The organism is Polaribacter sp. Hel1_85 (assembly GCF_000766795.1).
In the GTDB taxonomy this organism is placed as follows: Bacteria; Bacteroidota; Bacteroidia; order Flavobacteriales; family Flavobacteriaceae; genus Polaribacter.
This window is the reverse complement of record NZ_JPDS01000003.1, coordinates 607,931-631,650: the sequence shown is the minus strand read 5'-3', so window position 1 is coordinate 631,650 and position 23,720 is coordinate 607,931. Positions and strand designations below refer to the sequence as shown.

The window sequence follows — 23,720 nt, the reverse complement described above, 5'->3', positions numbered from 1 at the left end:
TAAACACTTATATTTGCAAAAATTTTAATTTTTTTCTATGCCACGTTGGGTTTTTCCTTTAATCATATTAACTGTAATAATTGTTCTGGTCGAAATTTATACGTTTCAAGCGTTTAAAACAATTTCAAAAAGTAAAATTATACGCTATTCTTTTTTATTAGTAAGTGTTGCAGTGTACATTAATTTTTGTGTTACTATGCTAACATATTCAAGAAGTGATGGGCAAACGCCACAGTTTCAAATGGCAATGGGCTTGTTATTAACAGTTTCTATTCCTAAAATAGTAATTATAATGCTTCTTTTTGGTGAAGATGTCTACAGAGGAATTTTAAAATTATTTTCTGCAATTTCTAGCGGAGAAACAAAACCATTAGTAGGTAGAAGAAGATTTATTTCGCAGTTAGCTTTAGTATTGGCAGCAATACCATTAACCTCTTTTATTTATGGTATAATGCATGGAAAATATAATTACAAAGTTTTAAAGTACCAGTTAAGTTTTAAAGATTTACCAGATGCTTTCGATGGATATAAAATTACTCAAATTTCAGATATTCATTCAGGAAGTTTTACCAATAAAGAGAAAATTCAATACGGAGTTAATTTAATCAACGAGCAAAAATCTGATTTAATGTTGTTTACAGGAGATATTGTAAATAATAAAGCAGATGAAATGGATAATTGGATTGATATGTTTTCTCAGTTAGAAGCAAAAGAAGGTAAATATGCTGTTCTTGGTAATCACGATTATGGTGACTATATGAAATGGGAAAAACCAGAAGATAAAGTCAATAATTTTCAGGCAGTAAAAGATGTTCATAAAAAAATCGGGTTCGATTTATTGCTAGATGAACATCGTTATTTAGAAAAAGACGGACAAAAAATAGCGCTTGTTGGCGTAGAAAATTGGGGAAGAGGATTTAAAGAAAAAGGAGATTTACAAAAAGCTTCTGCAAACATTAAAAAAGAAGACTTTAAAATACTAATGTCTCACGATCCTAGTCATTGGGAGCATAAAGTAAAAGAAGATGATTTTAATTATCAACTTACTTTAAGTGGTCATACACATGGTTTACAAATGGGTATCGAAATTCCTGGTTGGTTCAAATGGAGTCCATCTCAATTTGCCTACAAACAATGGGCAGGTATGTACCAAGAATTCGGAAGATATATAAATGTAAATCGTGGTTTTGGTTATCATGCATTTCCTGGACGCGTTGGTATTTGGCCAGAAATTACCGTTATAGAGTTGAAAAAAGCCTGATAATCAGACTATTTAAATGCTTTTTAAGTATCTTTGTTACTTAACAAGTAACTATTTATTCGTTTTTAACTCTTAAAAACTTTAAATTATGGCAAAATTTGGTGAATTAATTAGTGCTGAAAAGCCTGTTCTAATCGACTTTTATACAGATTATAATGATACAGAAAGTACTATTGGTACTTTAAGAAATGTTGCAGCTGCTTTGGGTGATAAGGCTAAGGTTATTAAGATCGATATTAAAAAGAACGAAATGCTTGCAGATGCCTTACGTGTTAAAGGAAATCCTACTTTTATGATTTATAAAAATGGCGAAATGAAATGGCGCCAAACAGGTTTTCAAGATGCCAATACTCTAATTGGTTTGGTACAACAATACGTTTAGTTTTAGAAGCTATTTCCTGCTTTCACTACTCGCTTTTTTTCATGCTTCAAAAAGAACTCAAACAAACCGTTCAATCAGGGCTAAACTTGTTTGCTATTAATTTAACTTTAAAAAAGTTTATGTTTTTTAAAAGAGTGAGTTGTCATTTCGACAGAGAGAAGGATGAACGACGAGAAATCTTAAAATTATGAGATTCCTATTCCTGTTTTGATAGAAAAGATTGGGAACTAAATCGCCTTAAAAACAAAACCTTTTTCAGAAAATTCTTTTAAAACATTGGGTAAAGCATATTTCATTCTTTCAGCAGCTTTTACGCTATCATGAAAAACAATAATACTTCCTTCTTTGGTGTTTTTTAAAACATTTTGCAAACATTTTTCTCCAGAAATTGTAGTATCAAAATCAGCAGATAAAACATCCCACATAATAATTTTGTAGTCATTTTTTAAGAGTTCTTTTGCTTGTGCTTTTTTTATTTTGCCATATGGAGGTCTAAAGAGTTTTAAGTTCTGATTTTTGAGTTTTGAGTTTTGAGATTTCTCGACTTCGCTCGAAATGACATTCTCACATTCTAAAACATTCTCAATATATTTAGTATTATCACTTTTCCAGCCTTTTAAATGATTTTGAGTATGATTTCCTATAGAATGACCATCAGAAATAATTTTACTAAAAATTTCAGGATGATTTTTCATGTTTTTTCCAATACAAAAAAAAGTAGCTTTTGCATTGTTTTTTTTTAATTCGGATAAAACAAATTCAGTAATTTCTGGAGTGGGTCCATCATCAAAAGTTAGAAAAATTTCTTTCTTCTTAGATGAAAAACGCCACGTATATTTTGAGAAAATTCTCATCATAATACGTGGCGTTCTGGGGAAATAGACTTTCAATTTAGTTATTAATTGGTTCTAAATTATTTTCTTCTTCATCAGGAATTAGATGATTAAATAGTTTTACTGTATTTATAAATTCACCTTGTAAATTGTCTAAATATTCTTTATCAACGTCTCCTTCTTCTGCCTGACTAATAATGTTTCTGTACATATACAAAGTAGTATCAATTTCATCAAAAATTAGCTCAGTATCATCTGAAGAAAAGGTACTTAACCAAACTAATTTTTCTTTAAATAAATTAATTAGCGTCTTTGATGTTTCTCTAGCTTTTTTACTGTCTTTTAATCTATAATAAGCTTCAGGATAGCCAATTGATAAACTATAATGATCAAAATCTTTAATAGGCATTTTATCTATAGATAGATCTAAAACTTCTAGAGCTTTAACAGTATCGCCCTTTTTTGCAAAAGTTTCAGACAAACGAAGCAAACTGTTTCTCATAGAAATAGCGTTTCTTTTTGTTTGTTCATCTAAATAAATTTTACCGTCATTTATATTTTTCCAATCCCATTTTTGAATGTTATTATACATTTTATCAGGATCAATCCTTCCCATATCAAACAAACTCTTTTTAGCTATTGGAGTTTTAATTGGTACAAATTTGTAAGCCAAACCATCTAATTGCAAATAATCTTTTAACCAGATATATTCTTCATCTGCATTTGCGCCACCAGTAAAGTAAATAGGTCTTTCCCAATCATTATTGGCAAGAATATCTAACATTAAGATACGGTTTTTAAATAAGGCTCTATCATCAATTGTAATATCTATATATGGTAAAATTTTATCTGCATCTTTTTGAGCTACAATTCCGTTTTCTAACACTTTTTGTTTGTTAACAGGAATTCTAATTCTATTGGTTGGGTAAAACTTTTCTTTAGAGTCATTTTCTGTTTCAACGTAAGTAACATCACTATCAGAAGCAATCCAACGCATAAAGTTTTTAATAGTCATTACAGAATCTTTAAAACGAGGATGTTCTAAAGAATAAGCAACATCTAAAGTTCCGTATTTATATTGATCATGTTTTAATTGAGAAGGAATAGGAGGTGCATTATAAGTTGCACGTTTCATTTGATCTATATACCAATCTGTAGCAAAAAGACTTGTGTTTACTAACTTAATATCAGTTCTAATTCCTTCTACTTCTTGCATGTACCAAAGAGGGAACGTGTCATTATCTCCAATGGTAAACATAATGGCATTTTTATCACAACTCTCTAAATAAGCTTGTGCATTTAAATGTGTTGTGTATCTGTTAGACCTGTCATGATCATCCCAGTTTTGCGAAGCCATTAATGTTGGCACAACTAAAAGTGAAACCACAGAAACAGCAATTGCAACAATTTTTTTATTCGCAAAATTCTTTAAATACTCATATAAAGCTAGTACGCCAAAACCAATCCAAATTGCAAAAATATAGAAACTACCAACTACAGCATAATCTCTTTCTCTAGGTTCAAAAGGTTTTGGGTTTGTGTAAAATATAATAGCTGCTCCTGTAAATAGGAAAAATAAAAGTAAGGTAAAGAAGTTTTCTTTGTCCCATTTTATTTGAAAAAGTAAACCAATAATTCCTAAAATTAAAGGTAAAAAGTAGTATTTGTTTCTCCCTTTATTTTCTAAAACTTGAGAAGGTAAATTTTTCTGAGAACCTAATCGTATTTCATCCAGCGCATCAATTCCACTAATCCAATTTCCATTTAAAATATCTAATTGTCCTTGAATATCATTTTGTCTACCAACAAAATTCCACATAAAATAGCGTCCATACATATAGCCAAATTGATAGCTCATCATAAACTTTATATTCTCTGCAAAAGTTGGTCTACGTTTGCTGTTTTGTGGAATACCAGCTATAGTTTTGTACATTTTTTCAGATGCAGGATTCACCATTCTTGGTATAAAACCTTTGTGCTTATCAGACCAATTTGGTACAACTCCTTTGTAATTATTTACAATTTCGTACTTACCGTTTCTTTTTTCATACTTAGGTTTGTCATCTTTGTATGGGCTGGTCGCATCTTGTTCTCTTTGGTAAGAATTAGAATAATAAGTGTCGTAAAAAACGTTAGCATCTCCATATTGTTCACGTTCATAATAGGCTAATAATTCGCGCGCACTAGAAGGATCATTTTCATTAATTGTAGTATTTGCATTTGCTCTAATTGGTAACATCATCCAAGATGAAAAACCAATCATAATGAACATTACAGAAAGAATTAATGTATTTGTATGTATTTTGTTTTTCTTACGAGTAAAGTTTAATCCAAAATAAAATAATGCTATCAAAATAAGTGCAGCAATAATACTTCCAGAATTATATGGCATTCCGATAGAATTGATAAAAAACAATTCTGATGCACTAAAGAACTTAAGTGTAAAAGGGAATAGAAATTTAAATACAAACATTAAAACTACCACAGAAATTACAGATGCAATAGCTGTTGTTTTTAAATTGATGGTTTTATAAGTTCTAAAGAAGTATAACATTACAATAGCGGGAATTACCAATAACGATAAAATATGCACGCCAAATGATAAACCTACCACAAAACTGATTAAAATTAACCATTTATTACCTCTTGCTGTATGTATTTCGCTTTCCCATTTTAATCCAAGCCAGAATAATAATGCCATTAAAAATGATGACATCGCATACACTTCACCTTCTACAGCACTAAACCAAAAACTATCAGAAAATGTATAGGCTAAAGAACCTACTATAGAACTTCCTAAAATAGCAATGTATTTTCCTTCTGAAATTTCACCTGTTTTTAGAGCTAATTTTTTTGCCAAATTTGTGATGGTCCAAAACATAAATAGAATAGTGAACGCACTTGCTAAGGCAGACATAAAGTTTACCATTTTAGCAATTTGATCTAAGCTAGAAGTAAACATTGCAAAAAAGGCTCCTAACATTTGAAATAAAGGTGCTCCTGGAGGATGTCCAACTTCTAATTTAACAGAAGTAGAAATATATTCTCCACAATCCCAAGCACTCACAGTTGGCTCTAATGTTAAAGAATAGGTTATTAAAGCAATGGCAAATGTAGCCCATCCTAAGATGATGTTCCATTTTTTAAAGTTTGCTGATGTCATAGTTGTTTAATAAGATGTGGCGAATTTACTAATAAATATGAATAAAAATAGTTGACATTTGCATTTATAAACGATAAATTCCTCTTAAAAGTTTGTTAAAGGTAAAATTTATCAAAAAATGTTTGCGAATTTAAAACTTTGCATTAAATTTGCACCCGCATTAAAGCATTGGCCTATGGTGTAATTGGTAACACACCGGTTTTTGGTACCGACATTCAAGGTTCGAGTCCTTGTAGGCCAACAAAAATATTCTTAATTCCTTTTAAATATTAATGTTTAAAAGGAATTTTTTTTAACATTCCTGTATGAAGCCCTAAATAGGTTTTTTAGGTAAATAACCGATCAATTTCAAAAGTTGTGTTTATGTTTTTTTGTTAAAAAAAACATAAACTAATTATCTAGAATTATTTAAGCTTATCTTTTCCGAATTTTTAATCAATCATTTCTATCTAGTTAACAACACAAAGAATGGAGCTGTAATGCATATCTTTATTTTAAGAAGCGCAATGTGATTCCTAAAAAAAGTTTATCCAGAAACTAATTGCTCACGATTTTCATAAAGAAATTAAGATTCAAGACTTTCCATTTCAGGTAAATAAAATCTACATTTAAATATCTATACGTTATAAATATAATTATTTTTCTATAGAGTTAACTTCATTTTTGTTTAAACAGAATAATTAGTAATGATCTGTTAAAACTTTTTCGAAATTAATCTTCGTCTGAGAAACTTGAAAAATCCGGAATTGCTATTATTTTGTCAGTTGTAGAATTATGTAGTATTATTTCAGAAAGATTTATATGTGTTCGAATCCTCTCTTTCTATAAAGCTGCCAAGAACCATTAGGAATACTATGGGTTAAATCTCCCGATAAAGGAGTTGTTAAAGGAACATATTTATATTGAAATAAAAATAGCATTAAAAACTAAATATTTAGTTCTTAATGCTATTCTAAATTAGATTATTAGCAAACGGTATTATTGTTTACTTTTTTACAAATTTAATTGTGTTTCCACTTTCAAGTTTTAAAAAGTATAATCCATTAATTAAATTTGCAACTTCAATTTTATTGTTTTCAGAAACTGATCCAGAACGAACTTCTGCTCCTAAAATATTATAGATGCTATAATTAGCTGTTGCAGTTAATCCTGAAACTTGAATAAAATCTGAAGATGGATTTGGAAATAACTTAAGTTTATTCGTTTTTGTGTACTCGTCATTTACTCCTAATGTAGCAATAGTAGACACAACATCAGCCCAAGTATTAGCCACTCTAAGCTCATCGATTATAACTGTTGGTGTTTTATCAACAACCGCATCGGTACCACCTGCTTGAACAAAATAAACCCTATTTATATCTGCTATCGGGGCAATAGCTTCAGTACTTGTTATAGTTGCAACTGGCTCTGTAGCGCTTACCACAGGATTTACCCACAATTTAGCAACAGCATCGGCTGTAACATTATTACCTGTAGTGTATGAAGAAACCAAAAACAGTTCATCATTAACATTATATGTATCAGTTGTATAAACAGCATTATCTCTGCTAGTAGATTCACCTATACCAAGCTGAAATTCAGTATCACTTACTCTTTGTATAAAAACAGTACCTACCCAAGTAGTTCCAAAATAAGCTAAGAAAAAAGGGTTAGTAGCCGCGTCGGTTGTTAGAGCTTGGCTTGTTACTTTAAACATTAATGAAGTATAAAGCGTTGTAGATGCAACGTCTTGAGATGTAATAGAGATATATGGATTATCACCACCACCAGTAAAAGTTAATGCTTCTCCAGTTGCTGCTGGTAATCCAGTAGGTGTAGCCCAAGTAGGAGAAGTAATAATAGCAGGATCTGTACTTGCTCCATCTGCTCCTGCTTGCCATTCACCTAAACCACTTACTGTTCCTTCTGTTATAAGTCTATCTCCAACCGCATAGTCAAAAGCTTCGTAATAAGGAAGTTCTACAGTTTCAGGCGTTTTAGGAGGATCTGTCTCTCCTGTGGTCTCAAGGTTTGAAAAAGCTATATAACGACTACTAGTACTAGTACTACCAGAAATTACAGTCATAGTTAATGTGGTAATAGGATCATTAAACTGTATGATTCCACTTGACGGGAGATTAGTTGATAATGTGGTAGCGTCTATAGCTGTTAATGAAGTATTTGATAAAAGGGTGAATTCTTGATCGAATTTTAACGTAGAACCTCTAAAATCTTTTACGTAAAAGTTTAAATTTTCGATGGGTGATTCAAAAGTAATGGTAAAAGTATGGTCTTCCTGAAGGTTTTTAATTTTAATTGCCGATGAATACCAAGATCCAGGTGCTGAATAAAAGGCATTTCCTTCGTCAGCACCTTCAAAATTTGTACCCGATTTACTTGGGGTAACTTCCTCAGATATTGAAAAAGTGAACGCTACACCATCTAATGAACCTGATGTTGTGTTGGCGAAATTCCCCCATGCTTGCGCATGAGATAAGCCAGTTGTTGCTATTGCAATAATTGCTACTAAAAAGTTTTTGTAAATTTTTCTCATAAGTTTAATTATTTAATTGTTTGGTTTTAATATTAGATAACATTGTTTTGTATATTAAGTATGTGTCAGAAATGAGTAATACCCCCCAAAAGAAAATCATTTTTTTTACTTTTATCCTAAATAATACTATTAAATCACAAAAAAAACTACATTTTAATCAATAAAATAGCTTAAACAATGCGTAAAATATAATGTAATTTTACTGTGAAATAAAAATAAAAATTCAAGAAAGTAGAATACTGTTTTTCTTGACCATTAATTAAGATATTTAGTTGTTAGTATACTTTTGTGTCAGGGGGTACTATGTTAAAAGATGTAATGCCCTTAAGTTATTGGTGTTTTTTATTTAGAAAGCCCAAAAACTCTAATTTTTAGGCTTTTTACAAAAATTTAATTTATACTTTTTATGATGGTGTTGTGTATTGACTTTTTCCTTTTGTTTAAATATTTTAGGACTTAACGAATGTGGTAAGCTCTTTGGTAAACTTTCAGCAGTATAAGGTTGGATCAAGTTTACCAAAGTGCTGATGTTTTATGACTAATTTCTTACAAACTTTCCGATGGACTCTAAAAACTATAGATTGTCTTCTAAGGCTATTTTGCCAATGGATAAAATTTGCTCATTCAATCGTTTATTTCTGTAAAGGCTTTATTTTTTGCTTTTATCGACCTCTTTGTAATCGCTTTTAAAGCTTTTATTTGAAATGTTTGTTTTACTTTAATGGTGGTTTTATCTACTAAAATAGCTTTTTTTTGATTGAATACCTAGATTATGTTTTGGAGAGCAGGGGAAGAGAAAGTTATTTTACTAAGATTAAAAAACTTTCGGCTACTAGTGCTATTGATAATAATATATTTAACATATATTAGCTGAAAATATAAATATTTTTTAATTAAAAAATAGTGATAATTTCACAACTTCTTCTTCTGTAATTTATGTATCATTCTGACAATAAGATCTTACAAGGGTTTAGGGTCGACGACAAAAAAGCCTTAACTGTGTTGTATAATAACTATTGGAAAGTTTTATACATTTCTGCTTATAATTTATTAAAAGATAAGGAGGTTTGTGAAGAAATTATTCAAGATGTTTTTATTGATATTTGGAATAAACGAAAAGAACTTGAAATTAAAGTGTCTTTAAAAAGCTATTTATATGCCTGTGTAAGGTATAAGGTTTTTTCACAATTTAGAACCAATAAAATAACGCGGGTAGAATTGCTTGAAGAGTTAGATAAGCGTTTACAATACACAACTCCAGAAACTAAAATGATGCACCAAGAGCTAAAACAGCATATTAATATTGTTGTGGAGAGTTTGCCAGAAAAGTGCAAGAGAGTCTACAAACTTAGTAGAAACGAACAATTGAGTCATAAAGAAATAGCTGATCAACTAGGGATTTCTACTAAGACAGTAGAAAATCATATTACAAATGCACTTCGTGTACTTCGTGCTTCTTTAGGAGAAGCTTTATTTATAGCTCTTTTTCTGAATTTTTAAATTTTTATGGCTGTTTTACAGTAAAATAATATTGTATTTTATGCATTGTTTAGGTCGATTTGTTCATTCAGATGAATCATTTTTTAAATTTTATGATATTTTTATCGGAGAAAAGAGAAGATAGTTGATTTTTTTTTAGGGGGTAAGCGTCTTTTTAAACACTTACTTAATATATACTTAATGCATTACTAGAATTTATGAAAGACAGTCACAATATGAATCAAGATTTTCAAGCACTGATTGAAAAATATCTCGATGGAAGAATTACGATTGAAGAAGCTAAAAAGCTTGTGAATTATTATGAAAGCTTTCAAGAATCACACGAATGGGTTGAGGAGTTAGGTTCAGAAAATGTGATAAAAAATAAAATGCTTCTTAATATTTTGGAATCAATCCAAGAAGAGAATACTGTAAAAGTGATTCCACTTTATAAAAAAGCTATTTTTAAATATACCGTGGCAGCGTCTATTGCCTTAATTATTTCATTAACATTTATATATAATAAAATTGATATACGAAATAATGAACCAGTATTAGTAAGTACCAAAATCGAAACAGGTACTGATAAAGCAGTATTGACACTTTCAAACGGTTCTACAGTATTATTAGATAGTACAAATGTCTATCAAAGTAAAAGCGTGAATGGAAACGGAAAGGAAATTATATATGAAATTGCAGAAAATGGCAATAGAGAATTAGAATTTAACTATTTAACCGTACCAAGAGGAGGGCAATATCATGTAAAATTATCTGATGGTACAGAAGTTTGGTTAAACTCAGAATCACAACTAAAATATCCTGTGAATTTTATTAAAGGTAACCCAAGAGAAATAGAGTTGGTCTACGGAGAGGCATATCTTGAAGTGTCAAAAAGCACAAAACATTATGGAGATGCCTTTGTTTTAAAAACGAACGAACAGGACATTACTGTGTTAGGAACAATGTTTAATGTAAAAGCTTATAGAGACGAAACTGAAATTGTTACCACTTTGGTTGAAGGAAGTGTGTTGGTCAGTAATACTATTAACAAAAATATATTAAAGCCAGGACAACAAGCCAAGCTATCTGAAGCAAAAAAAGATTTTGAAATTTCTACAGTAGAGGTAGAAGAGTTTATTTCTTGGCGTAATGGTGAATTCAGTTTTACAAATAAATCGTTAAAAGAAATAATGAAGGTTTTGTCAAGATGGTATGACGTTGATATTCTAATAAAAAATGAAGAAATGGAAGATATTGGTTTTACGGGAGTTATAAGTAAAAACCAGTCTTTAGAATATATACTTGAAATTATACAAAACACGAATAATATGAATTATACAATTGATAATAGATATATAATAATAGAATAAAAAAAGGGATATAACTAAACATCTCACCGCCAGTAATATCCCTGAAGAATTGATTAATAAACCAATATGTAAATTTATGAAAAAAAACATTACTAATCCACTTCTCTTTTCGAAGAGAAGGTTTTTAACGATTATCATGAAAACATTTATTTTTCTTTTTGCGATGTCTGTCTTTAGTTTAACTCCAAAAAATGGATTCTCCCAAAATGCCAAAATTGAAATTAAAGCCAATCAGATTATTTCAGTTGACGAAGTATTTCAGTTAATCAAAGGGCAAACAGATTACACCTTTATTTATCGTGCAAATTTGTTTGAAAATTATCCAAAAATTTCATTGAAAAAAGGAATACTCAAAGTAAACAAACTTTTGGAGATGAGCTTGTCAAAAGGAGCATTTGTTTATGAATTTTCGAAGAAAAATACTATTGTTATTAAAAAGAAAGCTTCTAGAAAAGAGCTGATAATAGAAGAGACTAAAGTATTACAAAAAAGTATAAGAGGTACTGTGGTAGATGAAAGAGGTGAGCCATTACCTAGTGTAGCTGTGTTGGTAAAAAATACAAAAAAGGGAGTATTTACAGATTTTGATGGTAAATTTACAATCACTTTGGTTAATGGTAATGAAGATTCCGTGTTAGTTTTTAGTTATATGGGATTTGAAACTATTGAGGCAGTAATTGGTTCTAAAGATGTTGTTAATATAAAAATGATTCCAAACCTTGATAATTTAGATGAGGTGGTTGTGATTGGATATGGTACTTCTAAAATAAAAGATGCTACTGGTGTAATTTCTAGGGTAACAGCTAAGGATATTGAAAATGCGCCAATGGAAGCCACTGTTGAAAGTTTACTTCAAGGTAAAGCAGCAGGGGTGAGTGTTCAGGTTCAATCAGCTTCACCAACATCTCCAATAAGTGTAATTATTAGAGGACAATCATCACTCTCAGGTGACAACCAACCTTTGTGGGTTATTGATGGTGTACCACAATATTCGGCGACAACTTCTGGTAATATTGCTAATACCTTATATAATTTAAATCTTGACGATGTTAAAAGTATTGATATATTAAAAGATGCATCAGCAACAGCTGTTTATGGGTCTAGAGCTGCCAATGGAGTGGTGCTTGTGACAACAAAAAGAGGTAAACATAATATGAAACCGATGCTTGAAATATCAACACGTGTAGGGCTTACTGCTATGGATTTTAACGATTATCAATTATTTAATACTGATGCGTATAAACATTTCACCATAGCAGCCAGTAGAGAGTCGGTTATTAGTAATGGAAGTTTTAATACATATACCGAAACGTTTTTAGATGAAAATGCTTTTTTTAATTTAAATACTAGTGAATATGATGCCTCTGATTTGAAAGTGTTATCGGATGCTTTTTATGATTCCAATACCAATTGGCAAGATGAAATGACACAAAACCCATTAGTAGTTCAACATAATTTTTCTATTCGTGGAGGATCAGAGGAAAATACATACTTTGTATCGTTCAATTATAACGATAGAGAGGGAATTATTAAATCTGGACAAAGTGAGCTATTCGGTGGTCGTCTTAATTTTGATACAAAAATTAGTGATAAAATTACATTTGGATTAAACTTAAATGCCAGTACACGTACTGCTGACGATAAGGATGGTATGTTAACATCTTTGAAATATACACGTCCAGACCTTCCTCCATTTAATCCAGATGGCTCCATTTATACACAAGATATATATACAGAGAACCCTTATACTACTCTAGAAAATACAAATACAGGAAAAGGGGTTACATTTAATGGAACTGCTTATTTGGATTATAAAATATTGGAAAACCTAAGATTAAGAAGCTCATTTACAAGTAATTACTCAGATGCTGAGTCATTAAGATATAACCGATTGGGTAGTAGCGACAATAATGCTTTTAATAATAGAACTTGGTCTAGTACTAAAAGATCGTTTGAGGTAATGGAAAGTACGTTGTCTTACTCTAAATTAATAAACAATAAACACAATATTAAAGTTTTAGCTGGATATTCTACAGAGGGAAGTAATAGAAGTTATTATTATATAAAAGGCCAAGATTTTCCTGATGATGATCTTCTTAATAATTTTGGATCGGCAGTAGAAATTACTGATGTAGATGAGACTAAAACTGAGAACGCGTTGATTTCTCAATTTGCTCGTGTTCATTATAAATATGATGACCGTTATATTATTTCTGGAACAGTTCGTCGTGATGGTTCTTCTCGTTTTGGTGAAGACAATCGTTTTGGGGTTTTCCCTTCGGGAGCTGTAGCATGGTTAATTTCAGAGGAAAATTTTATGAAATCGAAACTAGTTATAAAATATATTTCATATTTAAAATTTAGAGCATCTTTAGGTGTAACGGGGTCTCAAAATCTTGGAAATTTTGATTGGATAACCATAATAGATTCTACAGTTTATAATGATAGCCCTGCGTTATCACCATCTACCATTGGAAACCCAAATTTAGGTTGGGAACAAACGCAAATGTTTGATTTAGGCTTAGATTTTGGACTATTAGATCATCGAATCTCTGGTTCTGTTGGTATATATGAAAAGAAAAGTAAGGATTTAATTTATGACAGACCTATAGCTTGGAGTTCCTCATTTAAGAATGTTACATCTAACGTAGCAACAATAAGTAATAAAGGTTTTGAATTTGATATTAAATACAACATCATTCAATCAACAGATCATCGATTAACTTTTGATTTTAATTTTTCTAAAAATATAACCAAAGTAACAAAAATTAATGGCTCACTAGATGAGATATATTATCCTGGAAGTACCACACCATATATTAGGTTGGTGGAAGGAGGAGAGATTGGTCAATGGTATGGATTAGAAACAGCTGGTCGATTTTATGTAAATGCAGAAGATAAGTATGGTATTGTAGATAATTCTGCGTCTACTGGACAAACAACATATTTAAATACTTCTACAGAAACAACTGGAGACCTTATTTTTATTGATCAAGATGGAGATGGAAGAATAACCAATGATGATCGAGTAAATATAGGTAGTTCAACTCCTTTAGGTTTTGGAGGTTTTGGTCTAACTTATCAATACAAAGGCTTTAGATTAAATACAACGTTTACTTATGCTTATGGACATAAGAGATTTTGGAGTATGCCATATACTGATGTTGTTAATACACGAAATTATAACCAAAGTAATCTAATTGCAGGACAAAGTACAATTTTAAACAATCCGTATGATGCGCTTTACCCAAGAATGGCTCCGGGAGGAGTTGGGTCTAATAATAAGTTTTCTGATTTCTATTTAAAGGATGCTTCTTATGTGCGCTTAAATGCTCTAAATATTAGCTATAGGTTGCCTAGTTATATGTTTTCTAATTCAGCATTAAATGGTATAGAGTTAACGTTACAGGGTACAAATTTATTTACAATTACAAAGTATCCAGGGTTTGATCCTCAGGGAAATTGGTCTAGTACAGCTATTGGCTCTGGTATGTCAATTGATTCTAGTAGATATCCATCTGCTCAAGTTTATAGTCTTGGAGTTAAATTTAAAATACAATAAAAAAAGTACAACACATGAAGAAAATATTTTACATCACGTTAATTATTATAAGTCTCGGAGTTATTTCTTGTGAAAGTAATTTAGATTTAACACCTACCTATTCTTTAAATGAGAAAAACGCAATTGAAAATGAAATTGATGCTCGTGCTGCTGTTAATGGAGTATACGAAACCATAGTAAACTCAGATAATTTTTCTGGAAAGCTTTTTGTTTCTTTGGCTTCTAAAGCAGGATTCGTCAAATGGTCTAGTGCTGATTATAAGATGGAATATTCTCAATCTAATGAGACAACTTCAAATATTCCAAACAGATGGTTAGCTTATTATGAAACCTTAAATACGGCAAATTTTGCGATAAGCAATATTCATAAATTGACTAGTGAACAAATTGACCTTGATGAAAAGAATATGTTAGAGGCTGAAGCAAGATGTTTAAGAGCATTTGCAAATATTTTTGTTTTTTGGAATTATGGACATTGGTGGTCTAGTGACGATAATAACCCTAATGGTATAATATTTCGTGATAAAGCAATTACTATAGATGATATTGAAATAGGACGACTTAATGTAGGAGAAAGTTATGAGAAAATCTATGAAGATCTTGATTTTGCTATTGAATATTTAGGAAGTTTTACAGATAATAGATATGTGTCTAAAGAATTTGCAAAAGTTTTAAAAGCTAAAATAATACTTTATAGAAATGGATATAATGATGGAACAGCCAATCTAAATGAGGCGCTTAACTTGATAAATGAAGTGTTGAAAACAAGTATTCCAGGTTTTTCTATGCAAGGAGATTTAGCTAAGGTTTATGAAGATTCTTGGGATTCTGAAGAAAACTTATTTTGTAGTTATGTATCTGATAATGGAGATAGAATTTACAACATTAGTTATACATATTCATTTACAATGGTTATGACTTATGGTAATCGTTTACCACTTGCATGGTATGCTAGTCGAGATGCAGGACTAAATTTTGGCTTGGCTTGGTTTGAAGGTGATCCACGTTGGGATATTGTTACAGGTGAAGCTAGAGCTCCTATAGCGTGGGATACAGACTCAAGATTTACCTTTACTAAGGTAGCAAGGTTGGGTCAGTATGCTGGGCAAAATGCTAGTCCACAAGACCTTAAATATAACACGTATTTCTTTAGGTATCCAGAATTATATATTTTAAAAGCTGAGTTACTAGCAAGAACTGGAGCTTCTATTTCAGATGCCATTGCTCCAATTAATGAGATGCGTTCTAAAAGAACAAATCCTGTTTTAAATAGCATAAACCCTACAACTCAAGAAGGATTGATGGATGCTATATTTAAAGAATACTTTTTTGAAACTTTTGTAGAAAACGGAAGTGAATATTTTGCGTCTTTACGATTTAAAGATAGTTCTGGAAAGCTTTGGATGGAATCTATTAAAGGAGAACCTATTGATGAAAATCACTTATGCTACCCTATTCCTAATGTTGAAATGCAATACAATAAGCTAATAGAGCAAAATACTGATTTACAATAATTTAATTTATATTTATGAAATTTATTCCAAAATATATCGTTGCAATAGCTTGTATAGCTTTGTTTAATGCTTGCGATGATGAATTAGAGGTTAAAATACCATACCCTAATGATATTACCTTTAATGAATTAACATTAGACCGATTTTCGTATGAAATTTACGATGCTCCATTTAATGTTGGAGATGATGAGTCTGGTGTAGTTACAGTAAATGTATCAAATACAGGTAATGGCACTTTTAGTGGTTTTGCTTTATCTAATAAAAACTTCCGTTCTTATCCTTGGAGTTTAAGTAGAGATTTTGCTCCAGCAAATGGACTTACAGCTAGTGAGACACAACAAGCCATAGATTCAACAGCTTTTAGTGTTTATACAGACGAGGTAAATAGAACAGAAAATTATCTTGTGGGAAATACAACAGGAGATAATGCTTATTTTACATTAGCACAACCTGGTATTGTAGAGCATGTTTTACTAGCAAATACATCTTACAATTATCTTCTATCTAATTTTGGGTCTATCTATTCTGGTACATCTGATTTTGAAACGCAAGCATATTTATTTAGTGGTGAAGCAATACAAAACCACCAAATAGCAAATCCAAGTATTGATTTGTATAGTGCATTTAATTTGCCTGCACCTAATAGTGTGCAAGCAGTATCATTAAGAGGTCACGGAGAACTGGCTAAACGTGAGGCTGGGAGAGCAGCAGGAGAGATTGCTAAACAAGCCGTTTTAGATGCAGGAGGTACAGAAACAGAAGCTGAAGATGCTTATGACGATACTTATGACGATGCTTATGATGCTTTTAATACTGGCTATGTAAAATTAATTATTGAAGGATATTTAGATGGAAGTACTACGGGAAATGTAGAATTTTATTTAGCTGTAAGAACAGATGTTGATCCAGAAAATCCTACTTATAGTTTTATTTTAAACGATTGGAGAAAAGTAGATTTAACTCCTTTAGGCGAGGTAGATAAAGTATTATTCAAAATGGCGTCTTCTTATGTTGATGATCAGGGAAAAATGATCTACCCAACTACATTTTGTCTGGATGGAATTCGACTTCAATAAAAAATGATATTATAATTATAAACAAAACGAGAATTAATTTTCCCGTTTATAAAATTCGTATTGAAATTTAACGAAACGTTTTTACCGTTTGTAGCTTTCAATATTTAATCAATTGATATTTCTAAAACTTATAAAATGAGAACAAGTATTACTCTATTGCTTTTAACGATATTTTTAACGTCTTGCTCAGACAAAAAACAAACAAAAGATTATATAATATTTTCTGGTACCATTGAAAACGCCTCTTCCACAAAATTCATGCTTAGTGGTGATAATATAAAGGCAAGAGATCTTGAGTTAGATGAAAATGGATCCTTTTTAGATACTTTAACTTCAGGAGATGGCCGTTACATTTTTTTTGACCCTAGAAATAGATTTGACCTTTATTTTACCAATGGAGGAGAATATAATTTAACGGCAGATTTGAAAGATTTTAAGAAAACGGCAAAATTAACTGGAACAGATGTTAATGCCTCAAATTATCTATTCACTAAAATAAATAATATAAAGAAAGTAAGAGGTAATTATATCACGTTTAATTCCTTAAATGAATCAGATTTTTTAGTTAGACAGGCAGAACTTCACAAAAAATATATTAGTTATTTAGATAGTTTTCCAAATTTACCAAAAGCGTTTGAAAAATCTGAACGTCAAGAATTAGAACATTATCACCTTTTAACTTTAGCGAAATATCCGAGTATGCACAAAATGTATACTAAAAACCCTGGTTTTAAGGTTTCAGCAGATTACTATAAGAAACTAGAATCTATAGATTATCTAAATGAGGCTAACTATAGCCGTGGTGCATCTTATAAGAAATTAGTAGCGTCGCACTTTAATCGTAAAGCTCAAGAGTTAACAGGTAAAGAAGGTATAGATAAATACTTTGCTAAATTAAAAGTATTTGGAGCAATCCCTATTGATAAAATTAAGAATAGTTTATTAATTTCAGCAGCCAACCGTGATATTAACTATACAGATAAAATAGATGAGTATTATAACACGTTCATTTCTGTTTCTACTGAACCAAAAGATAAAGAAAAGATTAAAGAAAAATATGAAAAAGTAAAGAAGTTAGCTAAAGGACAGCCTTCACCAGTTTTTACAGATTATGTCAATCATGCTGGTGGAACAAATTCTTTAAGTGATTTTAAAGGAAAGTATGTATATATTGATGTTTGGGCAACTTGGTGCGCACCCTGTATAAAAGAAATACCTTCACTTAAAAAAGTGGAAAAACAATATCATAGTAAAAATATTGAATTTCTTAGTATTTCTATAGATGCAGAAAAGGCATACGATTCTTGGAGGAAAATGGTTACAAAAAAAGAACTTGGTGGTGTTCAGTTACTTGCAGATAATGATTGGAAAAGTGAATTTATCAAAAATTATCAAATTAACGGTATACCACGTTTTATTTTAATAGGCCCAGATGGTAATATTGTTGATGCAAATGCACCTAGACCATCATCTCCTAAATTAATTTCATTATTTAACGAGCTAAATATCTAAATATTTAATTATCATTAATTTTAACTGAATTAAAATATACTTACAGATAGGTCTTTCTTAATAGTTTTGTTATTACATAATATTTGAATTAATTATAATCAAAGTTTAGAAAGGGTATAAAGGGTTATTTATAATAAGTAACCCTTTTAAATTTGTTTAAGATACCTATGCCTTTTTTTTAAATAAAATATATGAAATATTCTGTTATTATTAATAATACTATCGTCTAGTTTTTAAAACAAAGCAATAATTAAAACACATATTTAATGAAAAATATATTATTAGCACTCGCTTTCTTAACATTTGGTTTTCTAAATAGCCAAGTCTTAGATCCTGTAAAATGGACTACTTCTGTAGAAAAAATATCAGATACAGAATATAACTTAATCTCTACTGCAAATATTGATGCAGGTTGGCACTTGTATTCGCAAACGGTACCAGATGGGGGGCCAATACCTACTAGATTTACCTATGATAATTCTAATAAAAATTTCACTTTAAACGGAAATACACAAGAAGGTAAAGGTCATACGGTTCAGGATCCTGTTTTTGAAATGGAAATTAAATTTTTTGAAGAGGAGGTGAAATTTATTCAAAAAATAAAAGTTTCAAAAGCTACTAGATCAATTCACGGAATTGTAGAATTTATGGTGTGCGACGATACACGTTGTTTATCACCAACGGAAATTGATTTAGAATTTCATCTTGGCAATAAAAAAGTCTTAGCGACTGAAACTAAAATGGATGTAAAGTCAAAAGTTAACTTTAAAAAAAGTGTTAAAAAAACTGAAGATTCAGCGTCTAGTAAAGGGCTTTGGTCTATCTTTTTTATTGCTTTTTTATCAGGTTTTGCAGCCTTGTTAACACCTTGTGTGTTCCCAATGATTCCTATGACGGTTAGTTTTTTTACCAAACAAAGTAAAAACAAAGTCACAGGTATAAAAAATGCCATCATTTATGGTATTTGTATCATCGTTATTTATTTGCTATTAGGTATCGCTGTAACCGGAATTTTTGGTGCCGATGCTCTCAACGCACTCGCTACCAATGTATGGTTTAATATTATTTTCTTTTTTCTTTTAGTCGTTTTTGCAGTTTCTTTTTTAGGTGCTTTTGAGATTATGTTACCAAATTCATGGGCTAATAAAGTAGACTCTCAAGCTGATAGAGGAGGACTAGTGGGGATATTTTTTATGGCATTAGCCTTGGCTATAGTGTCTTTTTCATGCACAGGTCCTATTGTTGGAACCTTATTAGTTGAAGCAGCATCTAAAGGAGGGCTAGCACCAGTTATAGGTATGTTTGGATTTTCATTAGCAATAGCTTTGCCTTTTGCTTTATTTGCAGCTTTCCCAGGATGGTTAAATTCACTGCCTAAATCAGGAGGATGGTTAAATACAGTAAAAGTGGTTTTAGGGTTTTTAGAACTAGCTTTAGCGTTCAAATTCTTAAGTCAAGCAGATTTAGTTTTACAACTTCATATTTTAGAACGTGAAGTGTTCATCGCGATTTGGATAGCCATTTTCGGAACTTTAGCGTTCTATTTATTCGGTAAAATTAAATTACCACATGATTCACCATTACCACATATCTCAGTAGGTCGATTAAGTTTAGGGCTTATCGTTTTAACTTTCACTATTTATATGATTCCTGGACTCTGGGGTGCACCTTTAAACATTATTAGTGCTTTCCCACCACCACAAGATTATAGTGAATCACCTTATGGGGTAGGTTTTTCTAAATTAGGATCAGGAGGGGATGCTTCATCTCATGACAATTTACCAGAAGGTGCCCATTTATTAGCGCCACATGATGTTATGGCTTTCAATGATTATAATAAAGGCTTAGCATACGCTAAACAAGTAGGTAAGCCAGTAATGTTAGATTTTACAGGCTGGGCTTGTGTAAATTGTAGAAAAATGGAACAAAATATTTGGCCAAACCCAAGTGTTTTAAAAATCTTAAAAGAAGATGTTGTATTAATATCTTTATATGTTGATGATAAACGAAAACTTAAAGATGATGAGGTGGTAGAATCTCAATTAAAACCAGGAAAAAAATTAAAGTATATCGGACAAAAATGGAGTGAAATGCAAACCATAAATTATAAGTCTAACTCACAACCTTTTTACGTTTTGATAGATCATAACGAAGATAAACTTATTGAACCTCTAGGTTATACTCCAGATGTAAAAGAATATCAAACTTGGTTGAAAACAGGAATTTCGAAATACTAAAAACGAAAGTATTTAGTGATACAGATTTCTTATCTGTAAATCAAACAGATGTTAAGCACACTTTAAAAGTACAGTGCTGTTTTGGGGGAAAGATGTTAATTTTAGTGAGATTGAGTTACAAGTGATTAGAAATAATCCAAAATAAAAAAAATAAAAACAAATATAAAATGAAAATACATTATATCATATATCTTTTAATAGTAGTATTTAACAGTTGTAACTCAACTAAAAGTGTTTCTGAAGATAACGATGCATTAATTGAAATAGTAGATGATAAAGCAGAAAATGCTTCAGAGTTTGTAAAAGCAGCAAGTAAAGAGGTAGATAGGTTAGTGGCAGCTAATGAGCATACGCCTTTTGAAAAACTTAAGGATGACAGAGTTAAAAACTTTGAAGTAAACTCAGGGGTTGAGTTAGCTCATACTAAGCTAGGTAAAAAAACAGGGAACCAAATGTATTATCACTTGCAGAAAAGTACATTATATATAGGTTCATCTTATTTATGTGATAAATGTCCGAATGTACATTTAAGTGCGGCATCAGGTTTTGTAATTCACGAAGATGGTGTAATCGTAACCAACTATCATGTTATTGCGCCTAGAAATGGTATTAAATATGATGGTCTTTTTGCAGTAGATCATGAAGGAACTGTTTATGTGGTGACGGAAGTTTTGTCTGCAAGTAAATCTAATGATTTAGCAATCCTGAAAGTAGAAACAAATGGTAAGAAATTAAATGCGCTAACATTGGCTGAAAATGAACTTGTTGGAGAAGATGTATATATGATGGGGCACCCATTTAAAAATACTTTTTTTATGACCAAAGGGATTATTTCTAGAAAATATGTAAGTTCTAAAAAGGCACAGCCTAGAATGTCAATTACAGCAGAATTTGGTTTAGGTGCTAGTGGTGGGCCTGTAGTTAACGACTCAGGTCAACTAGTTGGTGTAGTGAGTGCTACACGTGCACATTATACTGGAGGATCTAAACAAAAAGGCGATTTACAGCTTTTGATAAAAGTAGTTGTACCTGTAAGTCAGCTAAATAAGTATATAAAAGAGAAAGTGTAAAAAAACTATTTACGGTAGACACTAAGATAAGTTGATTTTGAATGCTATTTTGAGGATAAAAAATTTTAGAAAAACAATAGAAAAAAGTGTAGAAAACGTTTATACATAGTTTCAAAAAGGAAAACTTCAAAAATAATGTTTTAAATATAAAATAATGAGTATTATAAATTTTTTAAAAGATATTTCTAATTCAAATAAATCATTGGTATCAGAATCAAATTTAGAACAGTATTTTTCGGAATTTAGAAAAAATATAGTTGGTGTAAACCAAACCTTTGTCTCTCCTTATGGAGAAAAAAAAATCATTTATGCTGATTGGACTGCTAGTGGAAGATTATACAAACCCATTGAAGAACAAATTATAAATGTTATTGGTCCTTTTGTAGCAAATACTCATACAGAAACCTCTATTACAGGAAGTGTGATGACACATGCTTATTCTGATGCAAGAGCCATTATTAAAAAACACGTTAATGCATCTAGTGATGATGTGTTATTGACAGAAGGCACTGGAATGACAGGAGCTATTAATAAGTTTCAACGTATTTTAGGAATCAAAATTAACGAAAACCTGAAAGCGCATACTGATATTCCTGAAGAAAAAAGGCCTATCATTTTTGTTTCACATATGGAGCATCATTCGAATCAAACTTCTTGGTTAGAAACCATAGCACGAGTAAAAGTGATTCCTTCAAATACAGAAGGTTTGCCTTGTTTAATAAGTCTCGAAAACTTGTTGCAAGAATATAAAGAAATTCCTATAAAAATAGCCGCAATTACAGGTTGTTCTAATGTTACAGGGATTAGAACACCTTATCATGCAATTGCCAAAATAATGCACAAAAATAACGGTTTGTGCTTTGTCGATTTTGCGTGTTCGGCACCTTATGTTCAAATAGATATGCATCCTGCTGATGCAGAAGAATATTTAGATGCTATCACATTCTCACCTCATAAGTTCTTAGGAGGTCCAGGGACAACAGGGGTTTTAATTTTTAATAAAAAACTTTATAAAAACTTAGTTCCTGATAACCCTGGAGGAGGTACTGTGAGTTATACCAATCCTTGGGGAGAACATGACTTTATAGATGATATAGAATCTCGTGAAGATGGAGGAACACCTGGGTTTTTACAAGCGATTAGAATTGCACTTTCTATACAGTTGAAAGAAAAAATGGGGATCCAAAATATTTTAGATAGAGAGCACGAATTAAATGCTATTGTATTTGAAAGATTATCAAAAATCAAAAATTTAAACATATTAGCACCTAAGAACACAGACCGTTTGGGTGTTTTTTCTTTTTATATTGAAAACGCCCATTACAATTTGATAGTAAAACTCTTAAACGATAAGTTTGGTGTACAAACTAGAGGAGGTTGTTCATGCGCTGGAACCTATGGGCATTATTTGTTGAATGTAGACCGACTTACTTCAAAATCTTTAGAATTAAAAATATTGGAAGGTTGTTTAATAGAACGTCCAGGTTGGGTACGTATGTCTATTCACCCCACAATGACCAATACTGAAATTGAATTTATTTGTGAGGCTATTAAAAAAGTAGCTAAGAACTTTTCAACTTGGACTAATGACTATGAATATAATGCTCTTAAAAATGAATTTATTCATAAAAACAAACAAAACATAGAGAAAGAAATTATTGAAAATTGGTTTAAAAAGTAAAATGACCTTAAAAACAGATAGTGTAGTATAAGTGTAACCCTAATTTA

General features: G+C 30.9%; 14 protein-coding genes and 1 tRNA gene. 12 read left to right on the top strand and 3 right to left on the bottom strand.

The features are described from left to right. Positions 1–37: 37 nt before the first annotated feature. Together PHEL85_RS16285 and PHEL85_RS16280 are read left to right on the top strand one after the other, a co-directional pair. Entirely contained in the window at positions 38–1,261 is a 1,224-nt protein-coding gene (locus tag PHEL85_RS16285) for a metallophosphoesterase (RefSeq protein ID WP_036827600.1), read from the top strand. A gap of 88 nt (positions 1,262–1,349) precedes the next feature. Beyond that, entirely contained in the window at positions 1,350–1,643 is a 294-nt protein-coding gene (locus PHEL85_RS16280) for a thioredoxin family protein (protein ID WP_036827599.1), read from the top strand. Between the two features lie 227 nt (positions 1,644–1,870). Here PHEL85_RS16280 and PHEL85_RS16275 read toward each other — a convergent pair whose 3' ends face one another. Next, complete coding sequence (locus PHEL85_RS16275) at positions 1,871–2,500, bottom strand: polysaccharide deacetylase family protein (RefSeq protein WP_410477254.1); 630 nt, start codon at positions 2,498–2,500, stop codon at positions 1,871–1,873. Positions 2,501–2,534: 34 nt separating this feature from the next. Then, positions 2,535–5,639, bottom strand: a complete 3,105-nt coding sequence (locus PHEL85_RS16270; RefSeq protein ID WP_036827594.1) for a DUF2723 domain-containing protein — start codon at positions 5,637–5,639, stop codon at positions 2,535–2,537. A gap of 169 nt (positions 5,640–5,808) precedes the next feature. Between PHEL85_RS16270 and PHEL85_RS16265 the strand changes: the two genes are divergently transcribed. Next, a tRNA-Gln gene (locus tag PHEL85_RS16265) sits at positions 5,809–5,880 on the top strand. Positions 5,881–6,624: 744 nt separating this feature from the next. On the opposite strand, the gene PHEL85_RS17485 is transcribed toward PHEL85_RS16265, so the two are convergent. Further along, positions 6,625–8,172: a T9SS type A sorting domain-containing protein gene (locus tag PHEL85_RS17485; protein ID WP_052108623.1), complete on the bottom strand. Its 1,548-nt coding sequence runs from the start codon at positions 8,170–8,172 to the stop codon at positions 6,625–6,627. Between the two features lie 999 nt (positions 8,173–9,171). Here PHEL85_RS17485 and PHEL85_RS16255 point away from each other — a divergent pair. From PHEL85_RS16255 to PHEL85_RS16215, 9 genes are all read left to right on the top strand, one after another. Then, positions 9,172–9,672 carry an RNA polymerase sigma-70 factor gene (locus PHEL85_RS16255; protein ID WP_162179443.1) on the top strand — a complete coding sequence of 167 codons (501 nt, stop codon included), beginning with the start codon at positions 9,172–9,174 and terminating at the stop codon, positions 9,670–9,672. A gap of 197 nt (positions 9,673–9,869) precedes the next feature. Then, a complete protein-coding gene (locus tag PHEL85_RS16250; RefSeq protein ID WP_081965174.1) occupies positions 9,870–11,021 on the top strand; it encodes a FecR family protein in 1,152 nt (383 codons plus the stop codon). A gap of 136 nt (positions 11,022–11,157) precedes the next feature. Continuing rightward, complete coding sequence (locus PHEL85_RS16245) at positions 11,158–14,583, top strand: SusC/RagA family TonB-linked outer membrane protein (RefSeq protein ID WP_052108620.1); 3,426 nt, start codon at positions 11,158–11,160, stop codon at positions 14,581–14,583. 14 nt (positions 14,584–14,597) lie between these two features. After that, positions 14,598–16,097: a RagB/SusD family nutrient uptake outer membrane protein gene (locus PHEL85_RS16240; protein WP_036827591.1), complete on the top strand. Its 1,500-nt coding sequence runs from the start codon at positions 14,598–14,600 to the stop codon at positions 16,095–16,097. A 14-nt stretch (positions 16,098–16,111) separates the two neighbouring features. After that, a complete protein-coding gene (locus tag PHEL85_RS16235) occupies positions 16,112–17,173 on the top strand; it encodes a DUF4465 domain-containing protein (protein WP_036827590.1) in 1,062 nt (353 codons plus the stop codon). A 135-nt stretch (positions 17,174–17,308) separates the two neighbouring features. Continuing rightward, on the top strand, positions 17,309–18,685 hold the full coding sequence (locus PHEL85_RS16230; RefSeq protein WP_036827588.1) for a TlpA family protein disulfide reductase: 1,377 nt from the start codon (positions 17,309–17,311) through the stop codon (positions 18,683–18,685). A gap of 266 nt (positions 18,686–18,951) precedes the next feature. Next, on the top strand, positions 18,952–20,922 hold the full coding sequence (locus PHEL85_RS16225) for a protein-disulfide reductase DsbD family protein (RefSeq protein ID WP_036827586.1): 1,971 nt from the start codon (positions 18,952–18,954) through the stop codon (positions 20,920–20,922). A 167-nt stretch (positions 20,923–21,089) separates the two neighbouring features. Continuing rightward, the gene (locus tag PHEL85_RS16220) at positions 21,090–21,992 is read left to right on the top strand and encodes a serine protease (protein WP_036827583.1); all 903 of its coding nucleotides are present in this window, start codon (positions 21,090–21,092) and stop codon (positions 21,990–21,992) included. Between the two features lie 154 nt (positions 21,993–22,146). After that, positions 22,147–23,673, top strand: coding sequence for an aminotransferase class V-fold PLP-dependent enzyme (locus PHEL85_RS16215; protein ID WP_052108619.1), 1,527 nt, complete (start codon positions 22,147–22,149; stop codon positions 23,671–23,673). The last annotated feature ends 47 nt before the right edge of the window (positions 23,674–23,720 follow it).